This window comes from Streptomyces sp. NPDC002776 (genome assembly GCF_053592195.1).
In genome coordinates, this window is record NZ_JBSFVG010000005.1 from 386,451 (window position 1) to 399,930 (window position 13,480).

Here is a 13,480-nt window from a genome sequence, read left to right on the forward strand (position 1 = left end):
CCCCGTCCAGGGGGTCAGGCCGTGACCCGGGACTCCGCGACCTCGCGCGGCGCCGGGACCTCCACCGCGGCCGTCGGCTCGCAGCTCATGGCGCGCGGCAGCCTCAGCGCCATCACCGCGCCGAGCAGCAGCAGCCCGGCACTGACCAGCAGCGTCACATGCAGCCCATGGACGAAGCAGTTGCGCGCCGCCTCGCGCAGGGTCTCCCCGGCGGCGCCGCCCAGCTGCCCGGCCACCTCGTAGGCCTCGCCCAGCGAATGACTCGCGGACGCGGACGCGGAGGCGGGCACGCCGGGCACGGAGGACAGACCGGGCGCGTACGCCGCGTTCATCACGGTGCCCAGCAGCGCGATGCCGATGCCCGCGCCCAGCTGGTAGGAGGTCTCGCCGATCGCCGCCGCGCCGCCCGCCTGCTCCGGCGGTGCCTCGCTCAGCATCGACTCGTACGCCCCGAACAGCGTGGTCTCCAGACCGAAGCCCAGCAGGACGAACCCGGACAGCATCAGCGCGGGATCGTCCGTGCCGCCCATCGCCGTCAGCAGCACCACCGCGAACGCCGTCAGACAGAACCCCGAGCACACCATCCGCCGCGGCCCGAACCGGCGCAGCATCCGTGCTCCGGCGAGCCCCGCGCCCATCGCCGCGAAGGTCAGCGGCAGCAGCCGCAGCCCGGTCTCCAGCGGCGACAGGCCGAGGACCAGTTGCAGATACTGCGCCGCGATCAGCTCCAGGCCGACCAGCGCGAGCATCGCCAGCACGATGCAGCCCACCGAGGTGCTGAACGCGGGGCGGGCGAACATCCGCAGGTCCACCAGGGGATGCGCGCGGCGCCGCTGGCGTCGGACGAACAGGACCAGCAGGGCGGCGCCCACCAGCAGGGGCAGCACGCCGGCGCCGTCGAAGTCGCCGCCGCCGAGCCGCTTGACGCCGAGCACGGCCCCGAAGAGGCCGGCCGCCGCCATCAGCGCGCCGACCACGTCCCAGGGACCGCGGCCGTCGCCCTTGGACTCGGGCAGCAGCAGCCGGCCCACCGGCAGGCTGACCAGCATCAGGGGGATGTTGACGAGGAAGACCGAGCCCCACCAGAAGTGCTCCAGCAGGAAGCCGCCGAGCAGCGGTCCGACGGCCGCGCCGACCGCGGCGACCGCGCTCCAGATGCCGATGGCGAGCGCGCGCTCACGCCGGTCGGGGAAGACCTGGCGGAGGATCGAGAGGGTGGCCGGCATGATCATCGCGCCGCCGACCCCGAGCAGCGCCCGCGCCGCGATCAGCACCTGGGCGGTGTCGGCGAGGGCGGCCAGCGCGGAGGCGACGCCGAACAGGGCGTATCCGAGGAGCAGGATCCGTCTGCGGCCCACGCGGTCGCCCAGCGTGCCGAAGAGGATCAGCAGCGAGGCGCAGACGAGGGGGTAGACGTCGACGATCCAGAGCAGTTCTATACCGCCGGGCCTGAGGTCCTCGGTGACGGCGGGCACCGCCACGTGCAGCACGGTGGCGTCGACGGCGACCAGCAGCAGGCTGGCGCAGAGGACCACGAGGACGACCCAGCGGTTGGCACCGGCCCCGGCCGCCCGACGGCGCAGCGCAGCGGCCGTGGTCGTCCCGGACATGTACGTACCTCCCAGATGTTCCCTCGCGTTCGGCGGGCTCACGGGGTGGGGACTCCCCGTGACTCGGCCGGAGAGGAGCGGTGGTCTCCGGCCCGCGCAACGAAGCGAGTGACTCGTCAGAGTACGCGAGTCCGTGCCGGTGCCTAGTGGTGGAGCTCTCAGACTCCGGACGGAACACGTGTGGCGTACGCCACTTCCCCTCACCCGCCGAGCAGGCCCGTCGGCACGCCCCGGCGGGCCGCCCCGTGTGGCCTCCCCCAGATAATCGAGCCCGTGACCGATCTTTCCGCGCGCGTGCGACGCGCGGCGCCAACCCTCCTGGGGTACGCCGCCGTGCGTGCCCTGGGCCTGCTCGTCCTGGCCCTGTGGAGCGCGGCGCGCGACAAGAGCGCGTACACGCTGCTGACCGCCCGCTGGGACTCGCTCTGGTACACCAGGGTCGCCGAGCTGGGATACGGCTACGAGGTGCGGCTGCCCAACGGCGACGTGCACTCGAACCTGGCGTTCTTTCCGCTGCTGCCCTGGCTGGAGCGGCTGTTCGCGGCGGTCGCACCCCTGTCGTACGCGGACGCCGGGTTCCTGGTCACGGCGCTCGCCTCGCTCGCCGCGGCCTGGGGGATCTTCGCGGTCGCCGACCGCCTGTACGGGCGCCGCGCGGGGGTCTGCGCGGTGCTGCTGTGGGCGGTGCTGCCGGTCGGGATCGTGCAGTCGATGGCGTACAGCGAGTCACTGTTCACCGCGCTGGCGGCCTGGTCGCTGTACGCGGTGCTGACGGGCCGCTGGGTGACCGCCGGCACCCTGGCCCTGCTGGCCGGCCTGACCCGTCCGGTCGGGCTCGCCGTCGTGGCGGCGGTGTGGGCGGCCGGTATTGCCTCGTTCGTGCGAGAGCGAAGCGCGGCGCCCGCCGACCGCGCGCACGGCTCCGGGCACGCCCCCTCCTCCACCGGCGGCCCTCCCCCACCGGGCGCGTCCGTCACCCGGCGCGCCCTGGGCATGCTCCTCGCGCCCCTGGGAGCCGTCGGCTACGTGCTGTGGGTCGGCCACCACACCGGCAAGGGCCCACTCGGCTATCTCGAGGTCCAGGCCGGCTGGCGCAACGGCTTCGACGGCGGCTACGCCTTCGCCCGTTTCGTCGCCGCCAAGTTCACCTCGTTTCCGCAGGCCCTCGCCGGGCTGGCCCTGCTCGTCGGGGTCGGCCTCGTGGTGTGGCTGTACGTCGTCTGCGTCCGGCAGCGCCAGCCGCTGCCCCTGCTGGTGTACGCGGGTGCCGTCCTGGCGCTCGCCCTGTGCGCGTCGAGCTACTTCGGCTCGAAGCCGCGTCTGCTGCTGCCCGCCTTCCCGCTGCTCCTGCCCCTCGCCGTGGCCCTGGCCCGGCTGCGCATACACCGGTCGGCCACGATCCTGGCGCTGATCGCGCTGGCCTCGGCGGGCTACGGGGCGTTCTGGCTGAACGGCTCGGGTCCGCCGTGATGATCGGCGGGAGAATTCCGGGCCGGCTTCCGGTGAACGAATTCGTAAGCCCCATAAAACGGTGCTCTGGAATGATCAAAGGAATTGAAGGGCGCGGCGCCCGCTGATTGCGAAGTCGTAGGAAATAAGGCCCTCCTTGAGATGAATCCCACATCACATCGTCATCACAAACCGGCGGTATCGACGGGGTTGAGAGCTCACTCGCTGTAACGTCGATTGGGTGCGTACCGAACGAAACCTCACCCGTCTGGACCGGGTGTTCGCGAGGCTGGACCGCGAGCCGGAACGGCCGGCCCACATCGATGTGCCGAGGATGAGCCGGCACAGGGTCGCCCTTTTCGCGGCGACCCTGGCCTTCTACGGGGCCATCGTGTGGGCCGTGGTGATCACCTCGTGGCTGGTCCGGCTCGACTGGCAGGTCATGTTCTTCCGGCCCTACCAGCAGTGGTCGGAGATCCACGCATTCGTCGACTACTACGTGGTCCTCGGCCAGCGCGGCCCCACCGCCGTGATGATCGCGGCCTGGCTGGGCTGGCGCTCCTGGCGGCAGCACACCCTGCGGCCGCTGCTCGCGCTCGCCACCTCGCTGCTGCTGCTGAACGTCACGGTCGGCGCCGCCAAGCTCGGCATGGGCCGTCTCGGACCGCACTACGCGACCACCGTGGGCTCCAACGAGATGTGGCTGGGCGGCGATATATTCCCCAGCGGCCACACCGCCAACGCCGTGGTGACCTGGGGAATCCTGGCGTATCTGGCCTCCACCCCGGCGGCCCGCCGGTGGCTGTCCGCCCTGTCGGCGGTGACCTCGCTGGGCGTGGGCCTGTCCACGGTGTATCTCGGTACGCACTGGCTGAGCGATGTGCTCCTCGGCTGGGCCGCCGGCCTGCTGATCCTGCTGGCGCTGCCCTGGTTCGAGCCGCTGATCGCCCGCGCCGAGTCGGTGATCTTCGATCTGCGCGACCGGCTGCGGGCCCGCCGCGCCGGTACGGCAGCCGTGCCGGCCGCTCCGGTCGAGGTCCCGGTGCGGGTCAAGCCGCGCGACTCGGCGCAGGACGTCTCCCCCACGGCCCGTTCGCCGCGGGCGCCGGTCCATCTGGCGCCGGGGCCGCACACGGCCCGCTCGGAGCGCACTCCGGTCACCCCGGCCGGCAGCCGCCGACCACCGCAGACCGACCGCGTCACGCGCGGTACGACGTCGGCGGCCCGCCCCCTCACGGGCGGCTAGCCACCGCAGGACAGCGGGGCCCGGTACGCACAGCCACCCCGCGGCGACGGCCCCGGTTCCTCTGCGCGAGGAGCCGGGGCCGTCGCGCTGCGTCAGCCCTTCCAGGCCCGGGTCACCAGGCCGTCCCGCACCTCGAAGTTCAGCCGTCCCACGCGGTACTCCATGGTGATGATCGCGCCCGGCGGCAGCGACCGTACGGTCGTCCAGCCCCGTTCGCGGGCGAGTTGCTCGGCTCGGTCGGCGTCCAGGCCGAGGTAGCCGTCCGGCTGGTCCTGGGGTTCGGCGGGGGGTGTCGGTATCGGTGCCATGCCGCCACGCTAGGCCCTGGGCGGCGGCCGGGGCCAGCGCAGCGCCCACGCCCTGTCACTCATCCCTGGCCGGTCACGCTTCTGTCACAGGATCACGACACGCGTTTCGACCCGGCTCACTCACACGTACGAGCGATCGCCCACGTCTTTCACAGGAATTCGAACGCAATTCCCGCATGTCCCGGAGGCGTCCCCTATACCGGTCGGAAAGCGCCGAGAAAATTCCCCCGGACTCCTTTCTCCGCGCACCGGTTCACCACTCCGCGCCGGATCCGCTCGGCGTCCCCGGCCTTCGATCCGCCCCCTCCCAGGTACGCGGCGCTCGCTCCAGAGCCCGGGAAAGCCGGTCCCGGGCGGTCCTGATCGCGTCCGTGAGCTCGACGGGCTCCAGCACCTCGAACTCGAAGCCCAGCAGCATCACATGGATCACCATCACATCCAGGCTCGCCGCTCCGGTGCGCAGCAGACAGCTGCGCGGGCCCTCGGGTTCCAGCACACCGGCGGAGGGCGAGATGTGCTCGGCGGCCTCCCGCAGGGGCACCAGCAGCCGGACCAGGGCGTGGGTGGCGTACGCGCGCGTGGAGACGCCCTGGGAGACATAGGCGGCGAGGTCGTCGGCGGGCGGGCGGCGCGGGGTGAAGCGGGGGCCGTGCGGGGGCTTGGGCGTGATGCGGTCGGCGCGGAAGATGCGCCAGTCGTCCCGGTCGAGGTCCCAGGCCACCAGGTACCAGCGGCGCTCGGTGCAGACCAGGCGGTGCGGTTCGGCTCTGCGGCGGGTGAGCGTGCCGTCGTGGCCCCGGTACTCGAAGCGCAGCCGCTCGGCGTCCCGGCACAGATGGGCCAGTTCGGTGAGGAGGCCGGGGTCGACGGGGGAGGGCTGTCCGCGCAGCATCGGCACGGTGAAGGCGTTGAGGGCGCTGATCCTGTGGCGCAGCCGGTTCGGCAGGACCTGCTCCAGCTTGGTGAGGGCCCGCACCGAGGTCTCCCCGATGCCCTCGATGCCCTGTCCCGCGGCCGTGCGCAGCCCTACCGCGACGGCGACCGCCTCGTCGTCGTCCAGGAGCAGCGGCGGCAACTCGGCGCCCGCGCCCAGCTGGTACCCGCCGCCGGTGCCCGGGCTGGCGTTGACCGGGTAGCCGAGCTCGCGCAGCCGCTCCACGTCCCGCCGGACCGTGCGGGGGGTCACCCCGAGACGGTCGGCGAGTTGCGCGCCGGACCAGTCCCGGTGGGCCTGGAGGAGCGAGAGCAGGCGCAGCAGTCGTGCCGAGGTGTCCAACATGGCGCAGAGTCTGCCAGCGCAACCGGACAGTAACGGTCCGCAATGCTCAACTCGCGGATATAACCAGGCAACTGACTGTCACACCGGCCCCGGGCGCCCCTCGCTCAGGGCGTGTAGGACAACTGCGGAACCGCGAAGCACGTGCGGTCCATGTCCCCCTGGGAGACCCAGCCCCGGTCGTCCGTCCAGCGCGCCACCGACAGACACGTCCGGCGGGTCGCGGGCGGCTCGGCCAGCCGCTCGAAGCGGACGGGGAGCAGCAGACCGCCGGCGGTCCAGCCCTGGCTGCGGCTCATCCAGCCGTCGACGCACGCGCGCGTGACGCCCGTCCTCGCGCAGGACCGTGCGGCTTCCGTGAACCACCGTGCGGCCGCCCACCCCTCCAGCTGCCACTGCGCATGCGTCTTCAGCCCCTCGGTGGCCTCCCGGAACTCCCGTACGGCCTGGTGGCCGGTGTCCTCGAAGTTGCGGCTGGACCCGGTCGCCCAGAGGGCGTTGCGGCAGCGCGGGGCGTCCTTGTAGTCGTCCGCCACGGTGGAGGTCCAGTTCTGTACGTTCGTCACCTTGGCGGTCAGCTCGACGCCGGCGTCGTCCAGGGCCGCGCACAGCCGGGCGTTGCCGTGGCTGTCGATGGCGTCGAAGACGAGGTCGGCGCCCCGCTCCTTCAGATCGGCCGCGACGGCGCGGAAGTTGGGCAGCGCGAAGTCGACCTGCTCGGTGACCACCTCGTAGCCCTCGGCCCGCAGACCCCGCTCGACGAGCCGGGCCCAGGAGGCGGACGCGGCCTGGTTGTAGGAGACGACGGCGGCGGTACGGGCGCCGTGCTCGCGCTTGAAGTAGCGGTAGACCTCGGTGCCGCCGTAGAGCTTGCCGTCCCAGCCGGCCGTGCCGTCGCGGGGCGCCAGGCTGCCGTAGATGCCGTACAGGTGCGGCCAGGTGTCGTAGGCGGCGCCGATGGGCTGGCCGCCGATGTCGGGCACGCGCGCGCGGGAGACGCGGGAGGCGCCCGCGTAGTCGAGGACCGTGGTGGCGACCAGGGCGACCACCCGGTCCTCGTCGATCAGCCGGTGTACGCACTCGTTGTTGCCGACGCCGCTGCCCCCGTCGTCGCACAGCCGCACCTCGACCGGGCGGCCGTCGATGCCCCCGCGCGCGTTGAGCCGCTCGAAGTAGGCCTTCGCCCCGTCGCGCGGGCCGGTGAAGGCGTCGCCGCCGACCGGGCTGGTGGCGCTGGTGATCACACCGACCCGGATCGGGGCGGTGTCCCGCGCGGGAGCCCGACTCCCGCGGTCCTCGAAGTCGCTCTCCGGAAGCCGGCTGCCGCAGGCCGCGCTCAGGACGAGCAGCAGCACCGCGACAACGGCCTCAGCAGCCCGGGACCGGCGAGGCCGAGCCATTGCCGCTCAGTTGCACCAGCGCGCACAGCGTCTTGGCGGACACCTTCCAGGTGCCGTCCTGCTCCACGGCCGTCCCCGCGGCGTCCGGCAGGGCGGTGGCGCCGTTCAGGGTGAGCGTGTACGTCACGTCCGCCTCGGTCGGCGAGGTGAAGGCGACCTCGCTGACCCGCGCCCCGACCTGTCCGCCCCGCTCGTCGCCGCTGAACGCCCGGAGCACCGGGGCCATCCGGTCGCCGTTCTCCAGGACGGTCTCCTTGTCCTCCAGGGAGGTGTCGGGGTCGAAGAACTTCTGCCAGTTCCGCTCGATCTCCTGCTCGGCCGCCCCGGCGTCGGCGGGCGCGGTCGCCGCGGGGGCGCTCGTCGTCCGCTCGGCCGAAGGGGCGGGCGGAGTGGCGTCCGAGCCGCCTCCCTCGTCGTCGCCGCAGGCCGCGAGGGCCGGGGCGAGGAAGAGAAGCAGGGCGGCCGCCAGTGCCGTACCGCGTCCTGTGTTCCGCCGACTGAGGTCGCTCCCGAGAACCATCTGGCTCACCACCGGGTGTCGGTCCGGGCCGTGCACGCCCGGTTCTTTCAGGGTCAGCTGACAGAAGGCATAGTGCAAGCCATCGGCTGGCATGGACAGACACATGACGTGTGAAGCCTGAGGAGCCACAGATGCGGACAGCCCGACTGCGGACCGTGCATCCCGTCCTGTGGGCCGGCTGGGCCGCTCTCGCCGCGGGCGCGGTGCTCTGCGTACTCGGCTGGTACGGCGTCTCGGGCGAGCGGTTCGCCGAGCGGCAACTGCCCTATCTCGCCTCCTGCACGGTCCCCGGCGCCGCGCTGATCGTCGCCGCGGCGGTGCTGCTCACCCAGGGCCGCAACGCGCTCGCCGCCGCACGCGTGGAGGAGCTGTACGGCCTGCTCGTGGCCGCCGAAGCGCCGGACGCCGAGGCGTCGGGGTCCTCGCCGGCCGCGCCCCTCGCGGTCAGCGGGGACCGGCTGATGGTGCCGGGCGGCACGCTCTTCCACCGCGCGGACTGCCCGCTGGTGAGCGGGAGGGCGGAGGCGGTGCCGGTGGACGCCAAGCTGGTCGGCAGCGGCGACCTGGGGCCCTGCCCGATCTGTGAGCCCGCCACGGCGGACGACTGATGTCGTCCCTGACGTACGACCTCACCCTGGCCGGCCTGTCGGTCGGCAGCGCCGCCGCCCTCACCGGGATCGGCCTGGTCGTCACCTATCGCGCGACGGGGGTGCTCAACTTCGCGCACGGGGCCGTCGCCATGGTGTGCGCCTATGCGCTGCGGCAGCTCGTGGTGGAGTGGGGCTGGCCCCTGTGGGCGGGGGCCGCGATGACCCTGCTCGTGCTGGCGCCCGCGATCGGGATGGCGCTGGAACGGTTCGTCTTCCGTCCGCTGTCCGTCCTCGGCGGTGACCCGGCGCAGACGCTGGTGGCGTCGATCGGGGTGTTCGTGCTGCTGGTGGGCGGGGCGGCGCTGCTGTGGGGGCAGGGGGCGCGGGACGACGCGCCGGAGCTGCTGGTGGCGGCGGACCCCTGGGGACAGCTGGCGGTGGTCCTGGTGCTGGCGGCGGCGGTCGGTGCGGTCATCCGGTGGACCCGGTTCGGGCGGGAGCTGCGCGCGGTCGTGGACGACCGGCAGCTCGCCGGGCTGGGCGGGATCGACGCGGACCGGGTGGCCGCGGCGGGCTGGGCGTTCGGCTCGTTCACGGCGGGCCTGACCGGCGTGCTGCTGGCCCCTTATGTCCGTCTGGACCCGTACGGACTGCCGCTGCTGGTGATGGAGGTCGTGGCGGTGGCGGTGGCCGCCCGGATGCGGAGCCTGCCGGTCGCGGTGGTGACGGCGCTCGGCATCGGCGTGGCGCAGAGCCAGGTGACGCGGCTGCATCCGCGGGGCTGGGGCGAGCCGCTGCTGCAGGCGGTGGGCGCGAACCTGTTCGTGGTGGCGCTGCTGATCGCGGCGCTGGCCCTCCCCCGCGTCGGCACCCGCGACGCCCTGCCCCGCACGGCCACCGCGCGCGTGCCGACGCCGCTGGGCGCCTGGATCGTGGCGTGGGTGCTGTTCCTGCTTCCGCTGGGCTTCGCGGGCGCGGACCTGCACACCTCGGTCCAGGTACCGGCGCTGGCCGTGGTGCTGCTCTCCCTGGTGGTGGTCACCGGCCGCGGCGGCCAGATCTCCCTCGGTCAGGCGGCCTACGCGGGTTTGGGCGCCCTCTTCACTGCCCTGCTGGCGGCGGGCCGGTTCCCGGGCCTGCCCCGCCTGCCCGAACTGGCGGCGCTGGCGCTGGCGGTGCTGCTGGTGGCCCCCCTGGGGCTGCTGACCGGCTGGCCCGCGATCAGCCGCAAAGGCCTGGCGCTGGCGCTGGCGACGTTCGCGGTGGGTGTCGGGGTGAGCCGCTTCGTCTTCGCGCAGCCGTACGCGACCTCGGGCCTGGCGCTCGGCCGCCCGGCGGGCTTCGACGACGACCGCGCCTACTACGTCCTGGAGTTGGCCCTGCTGGGCGCGGCCCTCCTGGCGGCCCGCGCGCTGCGCACGGGCCGTACCGGGCGGGCCCTCGCGGCCCTGCGCGACCACGAGTCGGGCGCGTCGGCCTCCGGAGTGCGTGTCCCGGCCCTGAAACTCGCGGCCTTCGTCTCGGGCGCGGCGCTGGCCGCCCTGGGCGGCGGCATGCTCGGCATGGGGCTGCGGGCCTTCGACCCCGCCGCCTTCGACCCGGTCCGGGGCCTGCTCTGGTTCGCCGCGGTGGTGGTCCTCGGCGCCGACAGCACCCTGGGCGCGCTGGCCGCGGCGGCCCTGCTGGTGGGCCTGGACGCCGGGGCGCGGGGCGGGGTGGCGGCGACCCTGATCGGCGTCCTGGCGGTCCTGGTGGGCCGCTTCCCGGGCGGCCCGTACGAGGCCCTGCGGAGCGCGGCGACCCGGCTGCGGCCGGCGGGACGGGCGAGGCTGACGGAGCGGGGAGAGGCGGTACGCCGGTACCTGCGGAGGACCGCCACCGGCCCCGCGCCGGTCGCACCCGCACCGTCGGCCGTGGCCGCCCACTCCCCCAGACCCTCCCGGCAGCCACCCACATCCGACAGGCCGATCCTCAGCGCCCACGCCCTCCGGGCCGGCTACGGCGGCTTCCGGGCCCTCGACGGCGTGGACCTCCAGGTGGCCCCCGCGCGGATCACCGCGATCGTCGGCCCGAACGGCGCCGGGAAGAGCACCCTCTTCCACTGCCTAGCGGGCACTCTCCGCCCCGCCCACGGCCGGATCCGCTACGGCGACCGGGACATCACCCGGCTCCCCGCCCACACCCGCGCCCGCCTCGGCATCGCCCGCACCTTCCAGCAACTGGCCGTCTTCCCTGCCCTCACCGTGGCCGAGAACATCCGCGTCGGCGCGGAGCAGGGCCGCGTCGGCGACCCGGCGGCCGTGGACCGAGCCCTGCGCCTGCTGGGCCTCGACTCCGTGTGGGACGCCCCCGCCGCCGGCCTGCCCACCGGCACCCTCCGCCGGGTCGAGCTCGCACGGGTCCTGGCCGGGAGCCCTCGCGTCCTGCTCCTGGACGAACCCGCGGCGGGCCTGGACACCGGGGAGGTCGCCGCCCTGGCCCGCCTCCTCAAGGCGCTCGCCGCCGACGGCACGGCCCTGCTCGTCGTGGAGCACGACCTGGACCTGGTGGCCGACCTCGCGGACGTCGTGCACGTCATGACGGCCGGCCGCATCGTCGCCTCGGGCCCCCCGGCCCACGTCCTCGACGCACTGGACGCCCGGGAGACCCCCGTATGACCCTCTCCCTGCGCCACGCGCGCGTGCGTTACGGCCCCCTGGAAGCCCTGCACGGCATCACCCTCGCCGCGCCTGCCCCGGGCCTGACCGTGCTCCTCGGCCGCAACGGATCGGGTCGTACGACCGCCCTGCGCGCCCTGGCCGGGACCGTCCCGCTGTCCGGGGGCGCGGTGGTGTGGAACGGCGTGGACGTGACCCGCGTACCGGCGTACGAGCGGGCCCGCCGGGGCCTGTGCCTGGTCCCGGACCGGCAGGCGGTCTTCGGCTCGCTCACCGTCCGCGAGAATCTCGAACTGACCGCCCAAGCCCTCGATGCGGCCCTGGCCGCCTACCCGCCCCTGGAGGCGCTGCTCCCCCGCCGGGCGGGCACCCTCTCCGGCGGCGAGCAGCGCATGCTGGCCCTCTCCCGGGCCCTGCTGGCCCGCCCGCGCGTGCTGCTCGTGGACGAACCGGCGCAGGGCATGGCGCCCGCGGTGGCGGCCCGGACGTACGGACTGCTCGCCGGGCTGGACGCGTGCGTGGTCCTCGCCGAGCAGCGGCTGCCGCCCGTGCCGCGCGACCGGCCGACGCTGGTGTACGAACTGCGCCGCGGCGCGGTGGTGTTCAGCGGTGAGGCCACTGAGCCGCGGGATCCGCCCGGGGCGGGCCTCAGAGCGCGGCGGAGCGGGTCGCGCTCTTCGGAATGACCAGCAGCATGTCCGGCCGGAGCCGGTCCGGGGAGGGGCCGACGGTCTTCTTGTTGGCCTTGTAGAGGGCCGGCCAGCCGCCCTTGATGCCGTACATGCGGGCGACCGACGAGAGCGTGTCGCCGGGTTTCACCGTGTGCATCCGGCCCTTGAGCCCGTACCGCTTCGAACAGACGGGCCAGGCCTTCCAGCCCTGGACGGCGAGCACCTTCTGGGCGACCGTGATCTGCTGCTGCCGCGTGGCGAGATCCGCGCGCGGGGCGTACTTCAGGCCGCCGAACGCCTTCCACGTGGGCTGCCAGAACTGCAGTCCGCCGTAGAAGCCGTTGCCGGTGTTGATGTGCCAGCGTCCGCTGCTCTCGCACTCGGCGATACAGCCCCAGGGCCACTGGTCCTTGGCGCAGGCGTAGGGCGGGAGCGGGGCCGCCGGTGCGGAGGCCGTCGGAGGCGGTGCCGCGTGGGCGGCGCCGGGGGCGAGGAGGGGCAGCAGGGCGGCCGCGAGGGCGAGCGTGATCGGCGTGCGGATCATCGGCCCACGCTAAGCAGCGCCACGCGCGGCGCCGTCCCGGCGCGTCGGTGCGCGCGGGGGCCCCACCCGGTCGGCGGACCGACGGGGCCGGAGGGTGCCGTTCTTCGACGTCCCATTTCATTCGCCGATTTCACGATTTGTCGACCCATCACCTCGTCGACCTGTCGCTCACCCAGCGGAACCAACTGCCGTGACCTAGAGCGGACTTGACCACGAATGCCCGATTCCGCCCCCAGGTGACCGAGCCCCTTGCCTGGTTCGATTCCGTTCGCCCTGAGGCGTGACTCCCGCCGCAGCTCACCCGTTGTCTTCTTCATGAGCCCGGGGCCCACCCGGTTCACGGGCCGGGAGCCACCCGGCCGCGCCACGCACCACATCCCGAGGGAGCCACCCGTGCCGCGCATGCTCGACGTCAGCGACGAGGTACGCGCCGAGATCGGCGACGAAGAAGCCGACCGGCTGCTCGCCGGAGAGAACGCCCCCGGCAGTTACGACTGCACGTCCTGCCGCACCCCGGGCGACTCCGAACAGGAGCGCACCAGCACCGTCCTGTTCATCGGGGACGAGACCGCCGTCCTCGCCTTCGCCCACGCCGGCTGCCTGCCCTCGCAGGTCGTCCAGGTCACCGAGGAGCAGCTCAAGGGGGCCGTGCGGTCCATCACCGGCGACCAGGTCGACCTGGAGCCGGAGAAGGTCGTACCCGAGCAGGCGGTGCTCGGCGTGACCAGCGGACTCATCCTGATCGCCGGGGAGTTGCACCCGGCGCTGGTCGTGGAGCCGACCGGGCCCATCGTCCGGCCCGGGTCCACCGCCCTCGGCGACGACTTCCTGCCGCTGCTCATCGAGCAGGGGTTCATGCCGGTGACGGCCATCGACTCGGTGCCGCCGGTGCTGCACGGCTGGTCGGTGCTGCTCGCCATGGGGCAGCTGCACGCGGTGCTCCAGCCGGGCACCAACGGCGGCCAGCCGGTGGCCTGGTGGCAGGCGCACCAGCCGCTCCAGGTCACCGAGGGATGGCGGACCGCGGCCAACAAGCACCAGCAGGTGCTGATGTTCGCGGCCCCGGTGGGGACCATCGGACGGCAGCCGCGGGAGGACCTGCTGCGGGACGCGCTGGACAAGGCCGCGGCCAACGGCAAGTTGGTCGCTTCCGCACTGCCTCTCGCCGGGACCTGAGCGCCCCCGAAGGCCCGCGCCCCGGCCGCATCC

The 13,480-nt window shown here is 73.8% G+C and carries 12 protein-coding genes; 6 read left to right on the forward strand and 6 right to left on the reverse strand.

Annotation, left to right across the window (positions count from 1 at the left end; translation table 11 throughout):
- Nucleotides 1-14: 14 nt before the first annotated feature.
- Complete coding sequence (locus ACWD11_RS13835; RefSeq protein ID WP_389419475.1) at nucleotides 15-1,610, reverse strand: MFS transporter; 1,596 nt, start codon at nucleotides 1,608-1,610, stop codon at nucleotides 15-17.
- A gap of 273 nt (nucleotides 1,611-1,883) precedes the next feature.
- Between ACWD11_RS13835 and ACWD11_RS13840 the strand changes: the two genes are divergently transcribed.
- Both ACWD11_RS13840 and ACWD11_RS13845 read left to right on the forward strand, forming a co-directional pair.
- On the forward strand, nucleotides 1,884-3,080 hold the full coding sequence (locus ACWD11_RS13840) for a glycosyltransferase family 39 protein (RefSeq protein WP_451283073.1): 1,197 nt from the start codon (nucleotides 1,884-1,886) through the stop codon (nucleotides 3,078-3,080).
- Between the two features lie 220 nt (nucleotides 3,081-3,300).
- On the forward strand, nucleotides 3,301-4,305 hold the full coding sequence (locus ACWD11_RS13845) for a phosphatase PAP2 family protein (protein ID WP_389419477.1): 1,005 nt from the start codon (nucleotides 3,301-3,303) through the stop codon (nucleotides 4,303-4,305).
- A 92-nt stretch (nucleotides 4,306-4,397) separates the two neighbouring features.
- Here ACWD11_RS13845 and ACWD11_RS13850 read toward each other — a convergent pair whose 3' ends face one another.
- From ACWD11_RS13850 to ACWD11_RS13865, 4 genes are all read right to left on the reverse strand, one after another.
- Nucleotides 4,398-4,613, reverse strand: coding sequence for an I78 family peptidase inhibitor (locus ACWD11_RS13850; protein ID WP_389419478.1), 216 nt, complete (start codon nucleotides 4,611-4,613; stop codon nucleotides 4,398-4,400).
- Nucleotides 4,614-4,866: 253 nt separating this feature from the next.
- Nucleotides 4,867-5,892, reverse strand: coding sequence for a helix-turn-helix transcriptional regulator (locus tag ACWD11_RS13855; protein ID WP_451283076.1), 1,026 nt, complete (start codon nucleotides 5,890-5,892; stop codon nucleotides 4,867-4,869).
- A 104-nt stretch (nucleotides 5,893-5,996) separates the two neighbouring features.
- The gene (locus ACWD11_RS13860; protein ID WP_451283078.1) at nucleotides 5,997-7,289 is read right to left on the reverse strand and encodes an ABC transporter substrate-binding protein; all 1,293 of its coding nucleotides are present in this window, start codon (nucleotides 7,287-7,289) and stop codon (nucleotides 5,997-5,999) included.
- Entirely contained in the window at nucleotides 7,258-7,809 is a 552-nt protein-coding gene (locus ACWD11_RS13865) for a hypothetical protein (protein WP_389419481.1), read from the reverse strand. The genes ACWD11_RS13860 and ACWD11_RS13865 overlap by 32 nt, the downstream gene beginning before the upstream one ends.
- A gap of 131 nt (nucleotides 7,810-7,940) precedes the next feature.
- Here ACWD11_RS13865 and ACWD11_RS13870 point away from each other — a divergent pair, with 131 nt between their 5' ends.
- Genes ACWD11_RS13870 through ACWD11_RS13880 form a run of 3 tightly spaced genes read left to right on the forward strand, consistent with a single transcriptional unit; the run spans nucleotide 7,941 to nucleotide 11,742 of the window.
- Nucleotides 7,941-8,417 (forward strand): hypothetical protein, encoded by a 477-nt coding sequence (locus ACWD11_RS13870; RefSeq protein WP_451283080.1) that lies wholly within the window; start codon nucleotides 7,941-7,943, stop codon nucleotides 8,415-8,417.
- Entirely contained in the window at nucleotides 8,417-11,056 is a 2,640-nt protein-coding gene (locus ACWD11_RS13875; RefSeq protein WP_451283082.1) for an ABC transporter permease subunit, read from the forward strand. Before ACWD11_RS13870 ends, ACWD11_RS13875 begins: the two co-directional genes overlap by 1 nt.
- On the forward strand, nucleotides 11,053-11,742 hold the full coding sequence (locus tag ACWD11_RS13880) for an ATP-binding cassette domain-containing protein (RefSeq protein WP_451283084.1): 690 nt from the start codon (nucleotides 11,053-11,055) through the stop codon (nucleotides 11,740-11,742). Before ACWD11_RS13875 ends, ACWD11_RS13880 begins: the two co-directional genes overlap by 4 nt.
- Here the strand turns inward: ACWD11_RS13880 and ACWD11_RS13885 are convergent.
- Nucleotides 11,705-12,271 (reverse strand): transglycosylase family protein, encoded by a 567-nt coding sequence (locus tag ACWD11_RS13885; RefSeq protein WP_451283086.1) that lies wholly within the window; start codon nucleotides 12,269-12,271, stop codon nucleotides 11,705-11,707. The genes ACWD11_RS13880 and ACWD11_RS13885 overlap by 38 nt on opposite strands.
- A gap of 393 nt (nucleotides 12,272-12,664) precedes the next feature.
- On the opposite strand from ACWD11_RS13885, the gene ACWD11_RS13890 reads away from it, so the two are divergent.
- Nucleotides 12,665-13,447: a hypothetical protein gene (locus tag ACWD11_RS13890; RefSeq protein WP_389419486.1), complete on the forward strand. Its 783-nt coding sequence runs from the start codon at nucleotides 12,665-12,667 to the stop codon at nucleotides 13,445-13,447.
- Nucleotides 13,448-13,480 lie beyond the last annotated feature (33 nt).

Excerpts from the sequence above, each read along its gene's own strand:
- ACWD11_RS13875 (WP_451283082.1), top strand. The coding sequence starts at position 8,417 with ATGTCGTCCCTGACGTACGACCTCACCCTGGCCGGCCTGTCGGTCGGC.
- ACWD11_RS13835 (WP_389419475.1), bottom strand. The coding sequence starts at position 1,610 with ATGTCCGGGACGACCACGGCCGCTGCGCTGCGCCGTCGGGCGGCCGGG.
- ACWD11_RS13885 (WP_451283086.1), bottom strand. The coding sequence starts at position 12,271 with ATGATCCGCACGCCGATCACGCTCGCCCTCGCGGCCGCCCTGCTGCCC.
- ACWD11_RS13850 (WP_389419478.1), bottom strand. The coding sequence starts at position 4,613 with ATGGCACCGATACCGACACCCCCCGCCGAACCCCAGGACCAGCCGGAC.
- ACWD11_RS13880 (WP_451283084.1), top strand. The coding sequence starts at position 11,053 with ATGACCCTCTCCCTGCGCCACGCGCGCGTGCGTTACGGCCCCCTGGAA.
- ACWD11_RS13860 (WP_451283078.1), bottom strand. The coding sequence starts at position 7,289 with ATGGCTCGGCCTCGCCGGTCCCGGGCTGCTGAGGCCGTTGTCGCGGTG.
- ACWD11_RS13865 (WP_389419481.1), bottom strand. The coding sequence starts at position 7,809 with ATGGTTCTCGGGAGCGACCTCAGTCGGCGGAACACAGGACGCGGTACG.
- ACWD11_RS13855 (WP_451283076.1), bottom strand. The coding sequence starts at position 5,892 with ATGTTGGACACCTCGGCACGACTGCTGCGCCTGCTCTCGCTCCTCCAG.
- ACWD11_RS13870 (WP_451283080.1), top strand. The coding sequence starts at position 7,941 with ATGCGGACAGCCCGACTGCGGACCGTGCATCCCGTCCTGTGGGCCGGC.